Here is a 15,925-nt window from a genome sequence, read left to right as displayed (position 1 = left end):
ATAGAATTCCGTCAAAATTTGGGGACGTTATTATCGTCTCTGCCCAGCAAGTTACCAAAGTGAGACATTCCTTGATATTTGATACGATCCCTTACCGAACCAAGGAAGCCAAATATTGGGAAACTCTTGGTAATGAAATAGAAGAACATTACGGACTGCTTGACGACATCTCCGACTTGATGGTTCGACGAACGAGTAATGCGCACATAAGTGATGTCCTTCTAGCTGCTGAAGGCATCAACCAATACACGTCAGGGCATGGATGCGATGCGACCTGCTTGTTGCCAATGGCCGACCTTGCAGAAAAGCTCGGGGGTATCGTTTTGGCAAAAAAGGTAAGATCTGCACATGAGACGATAAAAAACGCACTCTAATTGGACCACTCAAGAGATCGATGATTTCATCCACGACGCCCTTTTGGTTTTGACTGACAAAGAAATTGCGGAACAAAGGCAGTCTCAATCACAAAGGAATCAGGCTTTTAAAAGTGCATTTGCGGAATGGCTCAAGTCGCATTTCCCACGCATGGAAGTCGCAGATATCAACGCCTATCTGCGCGAAAAATGGAAGCAGGTACGACCAACACATCCAGAGATTTGGCGCGCTCATCAGATTGGCAAACTTGGACCAAGGATCGATGGAGAAACAGCATTCACGCTTCTTAGGCAATGTGGTTTCGATGGTGCCATCAAAGTTAGAAGGGCAAAGTCAGCAGTCGACGCAACGGCATCCGTTCATTTCCTTTGGGTCGAGACCGTAGAAGGCCACGAAGTCGTCATCGTAGGCTTTGTCGACGCTACGAGCTTGCTGGATGTGGCTAGTTGGAGTGAGCTGGCCCGAACCCCTTCAAGCCCGCCGCTCAACAGCAAGACGCAGTGGCTGGCAAGTCAAAACAAACAGTTCATGATTGATCGAGATAGTCTTTCAATAACTGAACCAAAGTTCCTCCGCCCGTTGCCCAGAAAACTAGTTTATTTGAATTAGCGGTCACTGTCGCAGCCGCAGCGAAAGAGCGCTTCGTCCGGCTTTGCAGCTGTCTGTTCACCGTGCAGCGAATGTCAACTTTCCGCCCTTTGTGCTCGATAAACCGCGTCATGCTGCACCCTACACGAATGCCGTAGAAGGGCTGGAAGCGGACCTTAGCTGCGGTCAGCTCCAACGGCGGCATTGCACAGTAAGTCACCTTTGCAAAGTCGGGGCGCCAAGTGTGTCGGGTCGACAAGACCGGACCTCTGCGAACTTCGTGGACGGCGCAGCGAATGACAGCTTGTGAAACACAACACACTTTAGCCGAAGTTCAAAGTCGACCACCAATGCTCCTCGTTCGCCGATTGGAAATTACTATTATGGGATAATGCCAACCAAAAGATCGGAGCGACAGGAAATGAGCGCACGGGCCATCGCATAATTGAGCCAATTCTGTTGTAGTGTTTTAAACAAGTATGATGTTTATCGCGATCAGCGAGGGAAAATGGAGCGCCGCCTCACAGCAATTCTTACCATAGACGTTGTCGGCTACAGCGGCCTGATGGCGAAAGACGAAGCGGACACCTACGAAAGGTTACGGGCTGAACGAAATAACTTCGTTGAGCCTACTGTTGCCACTCACAACGGGCACATTATTAAGCTGATGGGCGATGGTGCCCTTATCGAATTTCCCAGCGTGGTCGATGCCGTTTCCTGTGCTATCGCAATTCAAGAGGGCGTCGCGAAACGCCAGATCGAGGTTCAGGTCGATCAACGAATTCTGTTTCGCATCGGCATCAATGTTGGTGACGTGATCGTAGAGGAGGGAGACATTTATGGCGACGGTGTAAATGTCGCCGCCCGGCTCGAGTCGCTGGCACACCCCGGAGGCATCTGTGTTTCGCGCGCGGTTTTCGAATACACGCGCGGAAAGGTCGATCACCCGTTCGAGGCAATGGGCGAGCATCAGGTCAAGAATATCCCCGATCCCATCGACGTCTATCGCGTGACCATGCAGAATACCGTGGGTAAACCTCCGCCCACGCCAAGGCCTATGTTTCGGTGGCTCAAGCTCGGCGGAGGTGGAATCACTGCCATGCTGGCGGGACTTGTGCTCTGGTTTCAGCCCTGGCAACCGACCTCTTCACCACTTCCCCTTCAAGAGTTTCAGGCTCCCGCGGATCGGCCTTCGCTTGTTGTGCTTCCTTTCGACAACTTGAGCGCAGATGCCAGCGACGACTATTTCGCAGACGGATTGACGGACGATCTGATTACGGATCTCTCGGGGCTCTCTGGGTTGCTGGTCATCGCCCGTAACACGGCGTTCAGCCTGACAGACCAACCTGTCGACATTCGCGACGTGGGACGTAAGCTTGGCGTCCGCTATGTACTAGATGGTAGTGTGCGCCGCGCCGGTGATCGTATCCGTATCAACGCCCAGTTGATTGATAGTCAAACAGGCGACAGCCTCTGGGCTGACCGGATTGAGCGCAACGCTTCAGATATTTTTGCGGTTCAAGACGAGGTAATCCGCCACATTGTCGAAACTCTTTCGGTCCGGCTCTCACTGTCTGAGCAGAAGCGTCTCGAACGCCTGCCGACCCAAAATCTCGAAGCATACGACTATTATTTACGCGCCGAGCATGCAGCCCGAACAGGCTTTCGTCCACAGCTGAACGAGGCACTAGCTCTTTACACAAAGTCGACGGAACTCGATCCTGAGTTCGCTCGGGCTTTTGCGGCGATAGCGAGGACCGAGGCCTATGTCATGCGTAGCAACTACGACGATGTTTTGGCATTCCCGGTTGCTCGAAAGCGAGCCTATGAACACGCCAGCAAAGCGCTGAAGATCGACGCGGAACTCTCCTTAACCTACTCAGTACTTGCGGAACTACAGGTGATCGACGGTCGCTATGAGGACGCTCTAATCTCTGCTGAACGGGCTGTCGCCTTGGGACCAAACGAGGCAGAAGCTTATGCGGCACTGAATCTCGTACATACCTTTAGCGGCCGCCATGCCGACGCGGTTGCAGCCATCGAAACCGCACAAAAGCTGAACCCAAACCTTCCCAACGGAACCCGCCTGGACGCCAGTTTAGCCTTCATGCTTAATGGCCAGCCAGAACGTGCGGTCAGCATACTCGAACAGGCTCGCGACGCGGCACCGAACGTCGATGAAATTTACACTTATCTCGTTGCCGCCTACACATTGGCAGATAGCATAGAACTTGCCCACGCTGCAGCCGCAGAGGCAGAGCGTCTGGAAGCAAACATGTCCGTGGAGCTATACCGGATGAAATTTGGACATCTCCGCAGAGCGGAAGATTTGACGATAGTTCTTGGCGCTCTCGCCAAAGGTGGATTGCAAAAATGGCCATGGGGCTTCGATGCCGGAACCCGCGAGCCCCTGACCGCAGATGAAATCAGGCACGTTACATTTGGGAGCATATGGCAGGGCAATGTCGAAGGGATAGGCCCCGGTGTTACGCAGATCGGTACAGATGGTTCATTGGCATTCCGTACAAACGCTTACATCGCAACGGGTGAAGTGACCATTTCGGGCGACATGTTGTGCGAACGTGTAGAATCATTGTCACTCGGTCGAACCGTCTGTGGTCCGATCTACCGCAACGCCGACTCTTTGGTCGAAGGGGAGTACATGTACACCTACGTAAACGCGACAAAAGTCTTTCATTTTTCGCCAGTCGACTGATCCTGTTTCAGTTGCTCAGTTCCTGCTCCACACGCGCTTTCACTTCAGGCCAATTGGCCTCGGCTTTTGCCAGCCATTCGTCCCGTGAAGGACCATCAAGCTCACCAACATATTCTGCAGCGTAGACGAAATAGAGCTTGTCATCGATGATCCTCCAAGATGTTTCCGGATCAATGTTTTCTGCGGCGTGCCCGTCCAGACCAACACCAAGGGTACAGTAACCGCCATATTGCGGCGCGTACTTACCAGGGTCATCCACGAACATGTCTCGATGCTTTGCGTTGGCGAAATGCCACGGTGTGCCGAGCCAGTTGTGGGAGAACTCTTCCGAACCTTTCATTGCTCGACCCTCAGAAAAATACGCGACCGTGTCATACCCCTTTATCGCCACCCCGCCAAAAAGACCGGTGTTTACCGGGTCGGTCGCAAAAGCAGGGCCGCCGAATACCACCAGCATTGCGAACCAAAATCGGAGAAAAACATACATTTTCGACCCTCCTACTATTTGCCATATTCAACGCATTTCCTGTAATATTCTTCTGTCCCAAGCACCTCACTAGGTTGGCAGACCGCGCCGTTTTGCTTTAGCAATCGCACCATCTCAATCCGGTTTTTTGACCATGCCCCGGTCAGCGCAGAAAATCCGTCTCTGTCCAAGATACTTATATTTGCACCACGCGCGATCAACAGCTGAGCAACATCCACCCTGTTTTCCTCTGCTGCTACGATCAAGGGTGTTGCGCCAGAAACATTCCGGACGTCTTCAAGGCCAGCGCCGTTGGCTAGCAATAACGCCGCGACTTTCGCACTTCCAACATAGGCCGCGGCATGCAAAGGTGTGAACCCGCCAGTGTTGCGCGCCATTACATTGGCGCCACGGTCAATTAGGATTTCGGCAATTTCGACATCGTCTCGCAGCGTAGCTGCTGTTAGTGGCGTTTCCTTGTTTGGGCCTAATGCGTCAACATTTTCACCAGTGGAAAGAAAATGTTCAACTGACCCCAGATCACCCATCTTTGCCGCATCGTAGAGCGCACCGGATTCAGCAAAACCGGATATCAGAACTAGAGCAAAGGTCGACAGGCAAACGCGTAACATGAAAGGCCCTCCGCGTTTAGCATACCACGAATTGTAAGAATCCTACATCGTTTCTTTGACGTCTCCGGCTTGACCTGCCTTTTGCATCGCAGATGCTGGTGAATATTCCCGACGTCGAAATCGTTAGAATTTTGGATGCACTATGGCTCGAGTCTAGCCGGTATCTGCACTTCCTGGGGCACCAAAATTTGCCTATGCCTTAGCCTGATATCGGGGTTGACCAGTGCCAAAGACACGACTGCAGAAGGCTCGAAACAAAAAATTACTTCGCGTTCCTTACTTGGTGGCTCTGGACCGTTCGAGAAAGTCCGCAAAGTTCTCGATCTCCGCATAGCGGTCCTTGAATTTGAACGCAACGAACGGCTCCTTACCGCTCTTCCTGCTTCAAACGTCCCCCATGCCGCACTGCGCACCGATGTCGTAGAAGGGCTGGCAGCGGCCGCTAGACGGAAGTTGTACCAATGTCAACAATGGGCCGAGGCTGTGTGAAAACGTATATTTCTGCTAATCTGATTGAGTAATTAGGAGATGTCGGATGAAGCGTTTCATTGAAGGCGATGACCGAGAACAAGTCGTTCTTTTCCCTGATCATCTTGAGGACTTTGTAGGTGACGATAACCCGGTTCGTGCTGTGGACGCCTTTGTTGATGCACTTGATTTGATCGATATCGGTTTCAGTGACGCTGCGGTGACAGGACGGCCCGGTTACCATCCGGCGGTATTGCTCAAGATTTATGTTTACGGGTATCTCAATCGCATTCAGTCGAGCCGTCGGTTGGAGTTGGAGGCAGGTCGAAACGTGGAGGTGATGTGGTTGACCGGTCGTCTTGCGCCAGACTTCAAAACAATTGCGGACTTCCGGCGCGATAATAGCAAGGCGATCCGGCAGGTCTGCAGTCAGTTTGTGATGCTGTGTCGTCGTGTTGGTCTTTTGAACGGTGACGGTGTTGCGATTGATGGCAGTAAATTCAAAGCGGTGAACAACCGGGTTAAAAACTTTACGCCTGCCAAAGTGACGCGACGCATGGCAGACATAGAGGCCAGCATTACTCGTTACCTTTCTAAGCTGGATGCGGCTGACCGCAATGAGCCTGCTTTGCCGCCAGCCAAGGTTGCTCGTTTGCAGGAACGCATCCTCAAACTCAAAGAACAAATGCAGGAATTGAAGGCCATCGAGGCCAAGGTGCAAGACGCACCTGATGCCCAGGTCTCTTTGACTGATCCAGATGCACGCTCGATGCGGCATCGGGGCGGCGGCATTGTCGGCTACAACGTACAGACAGCCGTTGATGTTGAGCATCACCTAATTGTGGCACACGAGGTGACAACAGAGGTGGTCGCGGGATTTTAGACCAGTAGCTAAGGTGGATCGACTTGTGAAAGAGATGATCCCAAATGACGAAGAGAAAGAACCACTCAGCAGACTTCAAGGCCAAGGTTGCGCTTGAGGCGATCCTTGAAGAAATGACGGTGGCAGAGCTTGCAAAGAAATACGGCGTCCATCCGACCCAGATTGGCACTTGGAAACGAACAGCGATCACCAATATGGCCTCGACGTTTTTCAAGCGAAAAGATGACGCCACACGTCCCAACGAAGCTGAGATCGACAAGCTGCACTCCAAGATCGGCCAGTTGGTGGTGGAGCGCGATTTTTTGAAACGCGCCTGGGATCGCTAAGCAAGGATCGCAGGCAGATGTGCATTGAAAAAAAATCACCCCAAAATCAGCTTGCGACGGCAATGCAAGTTGCTGTCATTGGCACGTTCAAATCTGTATTATCAATCAACGGGTGAAAGCGCCGAGAACCTGCGCTTCATGGCCATCATCGACAAACAGTTCCTGGAAACGCCATGGTACGGGTCGCGTCAGATGGCGCGACACATGCAACGGCAGGGTCACAAATGCGGCCGCCACCGTGTGCGCCGTTTGATGCGAATTATGCGTTTGGTCCCTATTTACCAGACGCCAAACACCAGCAAAAAACACCCCCAGCACAAGATTTACCCTTACCTGCTCCGAAGGCTGACGATTGACCGGCCAAATCAGGTTTGGAGCGCGGACATCACCTACATCCCAATGCGGCTGGGGTTCCTGTATCTGGTGGCGGTCATGGACTGGTACAGCCGTAAGGTGCTTTCCTGGCGGTTATCCAATAGCATGGAAGCCGACTTCTGCCTCGAAGCCCTAAAAGAGGCCATAGCCAAATATGGTGCGCCCGAGATCATGAACAGAGATCAGGGTAGCCAATTCACCGGTTTTGAATGGATACAGGCGCTGAAAGATGCCGACGTGAAGATCTCCATGGATGGCAAAGGTCGCTGGATTGACAACCGGATGATCGAGCGGCTTTGGTGATCCCTCAAGTATGAATGCATCTTCCTGAATGCATTCGAAACGGGCTCAGAGGCACGGATCGGGATCGGAAGATGGATGACATACTACAACGCCGAACGCCCGCATTCGTCCCACAGAATATTGACGCTAGAGGAGGCATATGAAAGCAAAGAGAAACCAATGAGAATAGCAGCCTGAATGAAACCCTGATCCACCTTAATCATGCTGCAATATGGTCGAAAAAGTAGGACCACCTCTCATGCCCTACTATAAGCGCAGCGATAATCCAATTATGCCGTTTATCGAACAAAACAAACGGGTTTGCCAGAATTGCGAAAAACGCTTCTTATCTGGGGTGATTGTTGTCGAGCGCTGCTATCCAGTGCGTGCTCTTTGTCAAAAATGTTCACATCTATAGTCGGAGCGCGATTGGGGTGAAAACAGTTTCAACTAAGTAGCGCCACTGTTTGTTTCTCTTGAAACATGGGTTGTTAGACCCAAAGTCTGTGATGTCTTTTAGTTGGTCCCCATAAGGAGCGTGTCGTGAAAGCTAAATGCAAATGCGGACACGTCGGCACGCCTGATTATAAGACCATGAAATCCTTGAAGCTCAACCAAGGTCGTATTGTCTACATCTGCCGTGACTGCGACACGTGGTACGATCTGCACGGGATACCGGTTGAGTTTTTGAATGGCTTTTCTGATGATGACGAGTCCAAATAAGGAGGGCCAAAGAAAGCGTCAAACCGGTAGCAGGGACCAAGAATATCGTCTTGACGGCGCTAAGGAAGGCGAAATCGCAGAACGGCACGGCCCAGAGTCTAGATCAAGTTGAAAATATGCGGCAACTGTGCAACCACAGGTGTTCCACTTGGGGGGCGGATAAGGGGAAGACTGACCTTAGGCCGATATGTGCAACAAAGCCGATGTGAGGCGAACAAAACGCCTGGTGAAAATTATCTTCGCCAATTTCAAATAGGGATACCTAATGGCAAAACTATCAGTGGACAAGGCGTTTTTTAAGGCAAAATTTCATGCCAAAAATGGCGAGATTGAAGAAGCGAAAAAGGTTTATCAGGCAGTTCTGCAAGCTTTTCCCAGGAACAAACGGGCGCAGCAGGGATTAGTCGCTCTAAATAAACCTAAACAATCTGCTGCCACGCAAGGCCTGCCTCAGGATACTGCTAAAAAACTGCTCAACCTTTATAATCAGGGGCAATTGGTCGCGGCAGCAGAACAAGCGCAAACCCTTACAGTTCTATATCCTGAATCGTTTGTATTTTGGACTATTTTGGGAGCCGCACAAAACGGTCTAGGAAAATTTATTGAAGCCGCAGCGGCTTTTAAAAAAGTGACAGAGCTAAATCCTAATTCCGCTGATGGTTACTACAACATGGGCAATGCTCTCAAAAAGCAAGGCAAGCTGGAAGAGGCGATAGAGGCTTATAACAAAGCTCTAGCTATCAAGCCTGATAATGCCGATTGTTACTACAACATGGGCAACGCTCTCAAAGACCAAGGTAAGCTGGATGAGGCGATAGAGGCTTTCAACAAAGCCGTCGCCATCAAACCTGACTATGTTGAGGCCTTCCGCAGCATGGGCAATGCTCTCAGTGAGCAAGGCAAGCTGGAAGAGGCTATAGGGGCTTTCAACAAGGTTCTCGCCATCAAGCCTGATAATGCAGAATTTTATTACAATCTTGGAAACCTAAATCATCGAGTATCAGCACATAATCAAGTTGGTAGATTGTACGCTAGCGCACTAGATTTATCTCCATTTGATGCAAGATATGCTTTGGCAAAACTAAGCAGGTCTTTGCCAATTGTTCTTTCGAAGGAGACCAATGAAAACCCTCTTAAATCTTTTGATGACGAGCTGGAAAGTTTTTGCGTTTGGTCAAAACCTACTAAAGCAGAACTCGACTTAAGGGAAAATTTTGGATCCAGCCTACCATTTTACCTTGCATATTATCCAGAGAACATGGTTGAGCGACTAACTTTATATTCTGATGCTGTTAACTTCGCTGATTTAGATCGGGTGGTTAATTCAAAACGTAAGGACGCTAAAATAAAAATCGGAATTATTACAGGCCACTTGAGCCAACATTCTGTTTTTAACGTTTTGACCAAGGGCATCCTTTCAAATTTGGACCGACTTCAGTTTTCCGTTCATGCGTATATCACCAATGAAAATGGAGAAAATGAACAGATAAAGGATAGTCTTGATTTTGATGATTTTTTTTCGATTTCAAGCGAAAATCAAAAAAGGGACATGGCTGAGAAAATTTTGGCCGATGAGTTAGACGTATTGTGGTATCCTGAGGTTGGGATGGAGCCAGTGACAGCCTGGTTATCGGTGCAACGGCTGGCTCCGGTTCAATTTGCATCTTGGGGTCATCCGATTACGACTGGATTTAAAAATATGGACTATTTTTTGTCGGGTGAGTTGATCGAGGGTGTTGATAGTGAAAAACATTACCGCGAGAAGTTAATTAAATTGCCAGGTACTGGCTGTGTAACTGAATTTGGAAAATGGGCTTCTAAACCTGGAGATTGGGAGAAGAGCTATCTTCATGAAAATGAACTTACCTTCTTAATTCCCCAGAGTCCGTTCAAATTTCACCCACATAATGACGAAATTATTGTGCAGATCGCTAAAGAAATTCCTGAGGCAAAATTTTTGTTACCTGATAGCGAAAAATTTCCGGGGAGTATTGAACTAATTTTGGGGCGCTTGAAGGATAGATTTGAACAAGATGACGTACCTTTTAATGATCGTTTTGTAACGTTTCCTTGGATGAAAACCGATGAATTCTTAAGCTTGATGGAAAAGGCTGACATTTACTTGGATCTGCCTACATTTTCGGGTTACACGACGGCTTGGCTGGGTATAAATTGTGGCATTCCAATTGTGACATTCGAAGGGGAATTTATGCGGCAGCGCCTCGCTTCTGGTCTGTTGAGAAAAATTGGTATTACCGATACAATTGCGCAATCACTTGAGGATTATGTTTTGATTGCTCGTAGGCTGGCTTCCTTAAGGGATGAGCAATTGCTTTGGGAGGAGTATCGCCGGAAAATCAAGAATGCAGCTCTCATGGCAGATAACGACTTTTCAGTCGTTCGAGCCTTTGAGAAATTCGTGTTACAAGCTGTCAAATGAAACTTGGTGGGCAGATCAACAAATAACTTCTTAGTTGTTCCATCCCGAATGCCCCTTTAAGGAATTGCCTTCTGTTCAGTAAAGGATAATTGGTAATACGCACAATTCTTACGTTAACTTGTGCTTCCAGTGTTTTATTGGCCAGCATTGCCGTCGCTGAAAGTGCGTGCGAAGGGTTTCTTGATAGTCCCGCAGGAACCTCTCTCGTCAAACATGATAAAATTACCATGGGTGTAGATTGTTTAGAGCAGTCAATTAGGGAATTTCAGGAAATTACGGTTGTACTAGAGGAAGAAAGAGCTTCATTTCGGAGTAAGCATGAAGAGCGATTTTCAACCGAGATAGAACTCATGCGGATTGCAAACTCCATCCCTTCGGGTGCAGTTATTGCTTTTGATGTTTTTGAAGGATGCGCACCGGGCTGGACTTTTTTTGAAGCCGCTGGCGGGCGGAGTATCATAGGTGTGGATGGCAAAAAGTACGAATTGCCTTACAAGCGCGGGATTCCTGATTATCAAATCGGAGGCAGTTAAACCCATGTTCTTACACCGGATCAAATGCCCACACACAAGCACGGGCTCTTTATGTCCTTGGCAGATAGTGGCCAGCACCCAGTTCATTGGAAGACGCACGCGACAGCGAATACTAATTTAATAGCGTCGAACAAGAACATCGGTGCAGGCGACGACATTGTTTCACAAGGCGGGGGAGCACCCCATAATAACCTCCCCCCGTATATCGCGCTATACTACTGTAAAAGGGATTAGGGTACTGATGTTACGAAGAACCATTTATGGATGTCGATCTCTCACATCTCGTCCCTCAGTAATAGTCGTTCCAACATAACTGCTCTGGTTTGAACATATCTGCGGGAACACCGGTCGGTCGAGGTTGGCCAATAGGAAGGCCATCCAAATAGTCGCTCGGATCCAGGCTGGGAAATCCATCAAAGGAGGCTTGAATCTACAAGATATGTTCCTTAAATGTTCTAGCATGTGGAGGATGCGAAAAACTCTAATTGCTGGCGAAACCAGACCCAACGCCTGGGTCATCGTCAATGGCGAGAGGGAGGTTGGGCGTATCATTCTGGACGAATATCCCAATAATAGCGCAGCGCCGTGGGGGTGGTCTTTTGGGGTCCATCCAGCAAGCAATGGCCGAGTTGATACGATGAAAGAGGCGAGGGAGGCGGTGCGCCGGGCGGTTGGTACCGCTGTGGCTGGCTCTGACAGAGAATGAACTACAGCGCGTCGGCAGAAAACGCCCGAACTGTTTTACAAATCAAAAAATAGATCGTTGAAAATCAATAGGGGTAGAGTAGGGCGTTTTACATCGTAACCTCTTGTAATATATGAACTAGAGCTGTCCTTCAGGGATCGCCAGTTGCCTTTTTGAGTGCCATTTTTTCTGCAGGACTGGCTTACACCCGCATTAAGAAACCTTCGCCGTGGCAACCACGACCTGCCTGCACACTATTATGCAATCAAGTTGATTCGAAACGGACCCCATGCAACTGCGTTAGAACACTCATGGGTAAACTGATTTAAGCGGCATTCACCGTTGGCGCGAAGGCTCGTTACACTAACAGTTTGCTTTTCTTCTGTATTGCGTTTTTCGTGCGTGCGAAGTGGAAAAAATGACAAAAATGTGAGACAATTCCGGCCTTCATCCAGATAAGAGGAATTGACAATGAAACATGTGTTCACAGTGATTTCTACCGCTGCTCTGATGGCCCTGTCTAGCCCGGTCCACGCGGGGGGTAATGGCCAAGCTATTGGCCAGGATGATGCTCTTCTTGCGGCGACAAAATGCGCCAACTCTGGCAAGGGTAATGGTGCGGAGATCGTAGTCACCAGACGCGGAGTAACAACATGCCGCAAAAACTTGGGGGGGAAGAATGCTGAAGACCACCCAAGAGACATTGATCCAGGCAACTCTGGTAACTAAGGCCTGAACTCATACAGCTTAAGTCCATTCAAACCCGCGCTCTGAAAGCGCGGGTTTTCTTAGGGGCTATTCACTTCTCAGAGCCTCTATTGGGTCAAGCTGTGCGGCCCGGCGTGCCGGAAAATAGCCAAAAACGATCCCGACAAGCCCCGAGAATGACGCAGCTAAGATCACAGCGAAGGGTTCGATTATGATCGGCCAATCTGCGATCGTACCAATCGCAGTGGCAAGGCCGATCCCGATCGAAATGCCAATCGCCCCTCCAATTAATGCCAGTACCAAGGCTTCGGTCAGGAATTGCGCGCGGATGTCGCGCGGGCGGGCGCCTAGCGCCAGACGCAAGCCAATCTCGCGCGTGCGCTCGGTTACGGAGACAAGCATGATGTTCATGATCGAAATCCCGCCAACAACCAGTGAAACCGAAGCGACTGCAGCCAAAAGAATGGCGATAGAACGTGAGGCTTCGGTCTTTGCGGCAAAGATTGCACCAAGGCTTTGAATAACAACATTGGCGGACCGGCGCTGTTTTCGTTCGATGATAAGTTTTTTAATTTCTTCTTGAGCCGTCACCATTTCCGCATCGGACGTGACTTTTGCGAGAATGTAGCGCACGGCATGCCGGTTCGCCCGGTATTGTGTGCCAAGCAAACGTAATTTTGCTGTCGGCATTGGAACCAACAGGACGTTGTCCTGATCGTATCCGTTTGGGCTCTGCCCCTTTTCAGCAAGACGTCCAACTATCTGTATTGGCATATGATCCAATCTGATGACTGCGCCCACTGGGTCTTGCTCTCCAAAAATTCGATTGGCAACGGTTGCACCGATCAACCCGACCTTGGCATGCGAGCGGAATTCGTCTGTGCTGAAGTTGCGCCCCGAAATGATGTCCCATTCGCGCACGAGCAGATAGTCCAGAGTAATGCCGACAACGGTTGTCCAACGGTTCCGGTTGCCGTTAACGGCACGCATCCCTCCTGACACTACAGGTGCTGCCACTTCGATGCCCCGGATTTCCTCTGAAATCGCAACGGCATCATCCACGGTCAGCGGAACAATGCGGTCCTCACTGCCAGTCCCCTCCTGCGGCGCTGCTTCAATCAGCAACACGAGGGCCCCAAGACTGTTAATTTGTTGTTCAACTTGAACCTGCGCCCCGCGCCCGACCGCGACCATAGTGATCACAGCAGCAACTCCGATTACGATCCCAAGCGCCGTCAGCGCGCTTCGCATTTTTGCGGTCCAAAGAGAGGCGAGCGCAATGCGCAGTCCGGCAATGAGGCTGAGACCAACTGGTTCTAGCGGCCTTGACCTGGAAATTGCGGACTTTCCCGTCGTGTGCGGTAGCTTTTTTGTGTGTTCCTCGTCTGTCTGGGATAATGCGCTGAGCCTATGCGCGGGCGCTGCGAGGGCATCTGGAGGTGAGGTGTGGGTTGTCGCATCGTTGGGCATGAAAGGGTCGGCGGTGTCTCCTATGACCTGGCCGTCACTCAACGTTACGATCCGCTCTGCATTAGCGGAAACTTCGGGGTCATGGGTCACGAGCACTATCGTCATGCCCGCCGCGTGAAAAGATTTTAGCATTTGCATAACGGAATGCGCCGTTGCGCTATCCAGCGCGCCAGTGGGTTCGTCGGCGAGAATGATGCTTGGGTCGCATACAAGAGCCCGTGCAAGTGCCACACGTTGTTGTTCACCGCCAGAGAGTTGTTGCGCGCTATGATCTGAACGGTCGGAAAGCCCGACAACGTCGAGAGCATGTTGCACGCTTTTCGAACGCTCGCCTGACGATAGCCCCCTGTAGATCAGTGGGACTTCGACATTTTGACGCGCATTGCTTCGAGAGAGTAAATTATAGGATTGGAATACAAATCCGATCCTTTGGTTCCGAATAATCGCCCGGCTTTCTGCGTCCAGCACAGATACATCCTTACCTTCAAGCTCAAACCGGCCACTGCTGGGAGAGTCCAGAAAACCGATGATATTGAGTAACGACGACTTTCCGGACCCCGAGCGGCCCACAATCGCAACGAATTCCCCTTCGTTGATCTGTAAATCGACTTCATGTAGGGCTCGAACAGAGTGCCCCCCCATCTCATAAACGCGAGAGAGCTTGCTCAATTTGAGAATGCAGGGTGGCATCAAAACCCGATCTTCAGGCCAAAGAGACCGCGTACATCACGCGTTACGCGCGTGCCAATCACCACATGATCTCCAGCGTTTAGTTCGCCCTGGACCATTGCAGTCGCAGTCCCATCTGTCAGCCCGCCCTGGATGGGGAGAGGCAACAGGCCACCCACGCCGTCCTGTTTCCAAATCAACTGGCCCGCATCGAAACTGGGCGTTTCCAACTGCGCAATTTCCAGAAGTTTGTCAGCATTTTGCGGGCGGAACCGAAGCGCGGAATTTGGAACTTTCAGCACATCCAAATTCTCCTCCACAACGATGTCGACCAAGGCTGTCATGCCAGGCAAGAGGATAAGATCAGGGTTTTGAACGGTCAGGACAATCGTATAGGTAACTACACCATCCTCGTCATCTGAAAGTCTCCGGATCTGTGTGACCTTGCCGGAGTAACTTCTATCCTCCAAAGCATCGACAGTTACCGTCGCAATTTGGTTTAGCCGGATTCGAATAATGTCGGACTCGTCAATGATCGCGCGCACTTCCATGTTCTTCAGGTCTTCGGCTAAGGTAAAGAGCGTCGGAGCTTCGAGGCTTGCAGAAACGGTCTGGCCGAGCTCAACACTGCGCCCAACAACTAAACCGTCGATAGGAGCCCGCACTGTGGCGCGCTCCAGTTCTATAATTGCCCGGTCGACGGATGCCTCCTTTTGTTGGATCGCGGCCCTGGCATTCGTGAGTTCCACTTTGGCTATCGTGACATCTGCAACAGCGCTCTGGATTCGCATCTGCGCGACTTCCTGCTCCAATCGTGCGATTGCCAGTTCGGAAAGCGAGGCTTGAAAAGCATATTCAGCTCGTTCGAGTTCGCTTGCCGCGACGCTCTTTCGTTTTAAGAGCAAGCGTGTCCTATTTAGTGCGCTTTCTATCTGACTGTGCTTGGCAAAGCTGCCATCGATTTTGGTGCGTGCGACTTCACCGCGCAGACGGGCGTCGGCCAAATCGGCGTCGGCTTTGGTAATTCGTGCTTTGGCCATCTCGGCATTAGCCTGCGCGACAGCGAGTGCGGCTCTGACCTCTTTTAGGTTGGCGACCAGCACCCGGCGGTCAAGAACGGCGAGCGGCTCGCCCTTCTTGACTGTATCATTGAAGTCGACATTGATTTCAGCAATCTGGCCGGAGGTGGACGAACTTATTTCGACCATTCCAATGGGTCGCAAACTCCCAACAGCCGAGATAGAGACCACAATATCGCCAGATGCAATCTCTGTCTCAATGTAAGAAATTCTCTGACGATCCTCGGAGAAATACCTCGCCCCCGCGACGACGGACGCAATCACGATGGCGAGAAATCCAATCCGGTTTTTAAATTGCATAGGGCTAAATTAGGTCTTTGAACGCGTGGCGCCACAATTTCCAGTTTTGATGAACCGCGGAATTTCCTGTGGTGCGTAGCAAATCCGGCTCTCCGCTTGCCTGCGTGTAAGCCCACTGGTCAGTGCGATCTGCATAGATCGTTGCGAAATTAGTTCACTGCAGTCCTATGCTTCGTCTCCTTTGTTGCAATTAATGCGATAGGAGGC

The 15,925-nt window shown here is 50.5% G+C and carries 11 protein-coding genes and 2 pseudogenes; 9 read left to right on the top strand and 4 right to left on the bottom strand.

The window, feature by feature from the left end; genetic code table 11:
• Window positions 1-71 precede the first annotated feature (71 nt).
• From GO984_RS14970 to GO984_RS14960, 3 genes are all read left to right on the top strand, one after another.
• A complete protein-coding gene (locus GO984_RS14970; RefSeq protein WP_157023431.1) occupies window positions 72-374 on the top strand; it encodes a hypothetical protein in 303 nt (100 codons plus the stop codon).
• A 49-nt stretch (window positions 375-423) separates the two neighbouring features.
• The gene (locus GO984_RS14965; protein ID WP_157023430.1) at window positions 424-984 is read left to right on the top strand and encodes a hypothetical protein; all 561 of its coding nucleotides are present in this window, start codon (window positions 424-426) and stop codon (window positions 982-984) included.
• Between the two features lie 487 nt (window positions 985-1,471).
• Window positions 1,472-3,679 (top strand): adenylate/guanylate cyclase domain-containing protein, encoded by a 2,208-nt coding sequence (locus GO984_RS14960; protein ID WP_157023429.1) that lies wholly within the window; start codon window positions 1,472-1,474, stop codon window positions 3,677-3,679.
• A gap of 7 nt (window positions 3,680-3,686) precedes the next feature.
• Here the strand turns inward: GO984_RS14960 and GO984_RS14955 are convergent, their stop codons facing one another.
• Both GO984_RS14955 and GO984_RS14950 read right to left on the bottom strand, forming a co-directional pair.
• On the bottom strand, window positions 3,687-4,166 hold the full coding sequence (locus GO984_RS14955; protein ID WP_209279427.1) for a YHS domain-containing (seleno)protein: 480 nt from the start codon (window positions 4,164-4,166) through the stop codon (window positions 3,687-3,689).
• Window positions 4,167-4,180: 14 nt separating this feature from the next.
• A complete protein-coding gene (locus GO984_RS14950; protein WP_157023428.1) occupies window positions 4,181-4,777 on the bottom strand; it encodes an ankyrin repeat domain-containing protein in 597 nt (198 codons plus the stop codon).
• A 535-nt stretch (window positions 4,778-5,312) separates the two neighbouring features.
• Here GO984_RS14950 and GO984_RS14945 point away from each other — a divergent pair.
• From GO984_RS14945 to GO984_RS14920, 6 genes and pseudogenes are all read left to right on the top strand, one after another.
• Window positions 5,313-6,104: pseudogene (locus GO984_RS14945) on the top strand (transposase); the annotation flags it as partial.
• 68 nt (window positions 6,105-6,172) lie between these two features.
• Window positions 6,173-7,309 (top strand): annotated as a pseudogene (locus tag GO984_RS14940) (IS3 family transposase).
• 790 nt (window positions 7,310-8,099) lie between these two features.
• The gene (locus GO984_RS14935) at window positions 8,100-10,274 is read left to right on the top strand and encodes a tetratricopeptide repeat protein (RefSeq protein WP_157023427.1); all 2,175 of its coding nucleotides are present in this window, start codon (window positions 8,100-8,102) and stop codon (window positions 10,272-10,274) included.
• Window positions 10,275-10,363: 89 nt separating this feature from the next.
• Window positions 10,364-10,807 carry a hypothetical protein gene (locus GO984_RS14930; protein ID WP_157023426.1) on the top strand — a complete coding sequence of 148 codons (444 nt, stop codon included), beginning with the start codon at window positions 10,364-10,366 and terminating at the stop codon, window positions 10,805-10,807.
• Window positions 10,808-11,276: 469 nt separating this feature from the next.
• Complete coding sequence (locus tag GO984_RS14925) at window positions 11,277-11,513, top strand: hypothetical protein (RefSeq protein ID WP_157023425.1); 237 nt, start codon at window positions 11,277-11,279, stop codon at window positions 11,511-11,513.
• Between the two features lie 450 nt (window positions 11,514-11,963).
• Window positions 11,964-12,221: a hypothetical protein gene (locus GO984_RS14920; RefSeq protein ID WP_157023424.1), complete on the top strand. Its 258-nt coding sequence runs from the start codon at window positions 11,964-11,966 to the stop codon at window positions 12,219-12,221.
• 66 nt (window positions 12,222-12,287) lie between these two features.
• On the opposite strand, the gene GO984_RS14915 is transcribed toward GO984_RS14920, so the two are convergent.
• On the bottom strand, window positions 12,288-14,339 hold the full coding sequence (locus tag GO984_RS14915) for an ABC transporter permease (RefSeq protein WP_167740359.1): 2,052 nt from the start codon (window positions 14,337-14,339) through the stop codon (window positions 12,288-12,290).
• Window positions 14,340-14,359: 20 nt separating this feature from the next.
• The gene (locus GO984_RS14910; RefSeq protein ID WP_157023422.1) at window positions 14,360-15,718 is read right to left on the bottom strand and encodes an efflux RND transporter periplasmic adaptor subunit; all 1,359 of its coding nucleotides are present in this window, start codon (window positions 15,716-15,718) and stop codon (window positions 14,360-14,362) included.
• Window positions 15,719-15,925 lie beyond the last annotated feature (207 nt).

Source organism: Parasedimentitalea huanghaiensis (genome assembly GCF_009753675.1).
Classification (GTDB): domain Bacteria; phylum Pseudomonadota; class Alphaproteobacteria; order Rhodobacterales; family Rhodobacteraceae; genus Parasedimentitalea; species Parasedimentitalea huanghaiensis.
The sequence above is the reverse complement of the archived record's forward strand: the minus strand, read 5'-3'. Positions and strand labels throughout refer to the sequence as shown.

Coding starts and splice junctions, on each gene's coding strand:
- GO984_RS14950 (WP_157023428.1), bottom strand. CDS start 4,777: ATGTTACGCGTTTGCCTGTCGACCTTTGCTCTAGTTCTGATATCCGGT.
- GO984_RS14955 (WP_209279427.1), bottom strand. CDS start 4,166: ATGTATGTTTTTCTCCGATTTTGGTTCGCAATGCTGGTGGTATTCGGC.
- GO984_RS14910 (WP_157023422.1), bottom strand. CDS start 15,718: ATGCAATTTAAAAACCGGATTGGATTTCTCGCCATCGTGATTGCGTCC.
- GO984_RS14920 (WP_157023424.1), top strand. CDS start 11,964: ATGAAACATGTGTTCACAGTGATTTCTACCGCTGCTCTGATGGCCCTG.
- GO984_RS14925 (WP_157023425.1), top strand. CDS start 11,277: ATGCGAAAAACTCTAATTGCTGGCGAAACCAGACCCAACGCCTGGGTC.
- GO984_RS14960 (WP_157023429.1), top strand. CDS start 1,472: ATGGAGCGCCGCCTCACAGCAATTCTTACCATAGACGTTGTCGGCTAC.
- GO984_RS14935 (WP_157023427.1), top strand. CDS start 8,100: ATGGCAAAACTATCAGTGGACAAGGCGTTTTTTAAGGCAAAATTTCAT.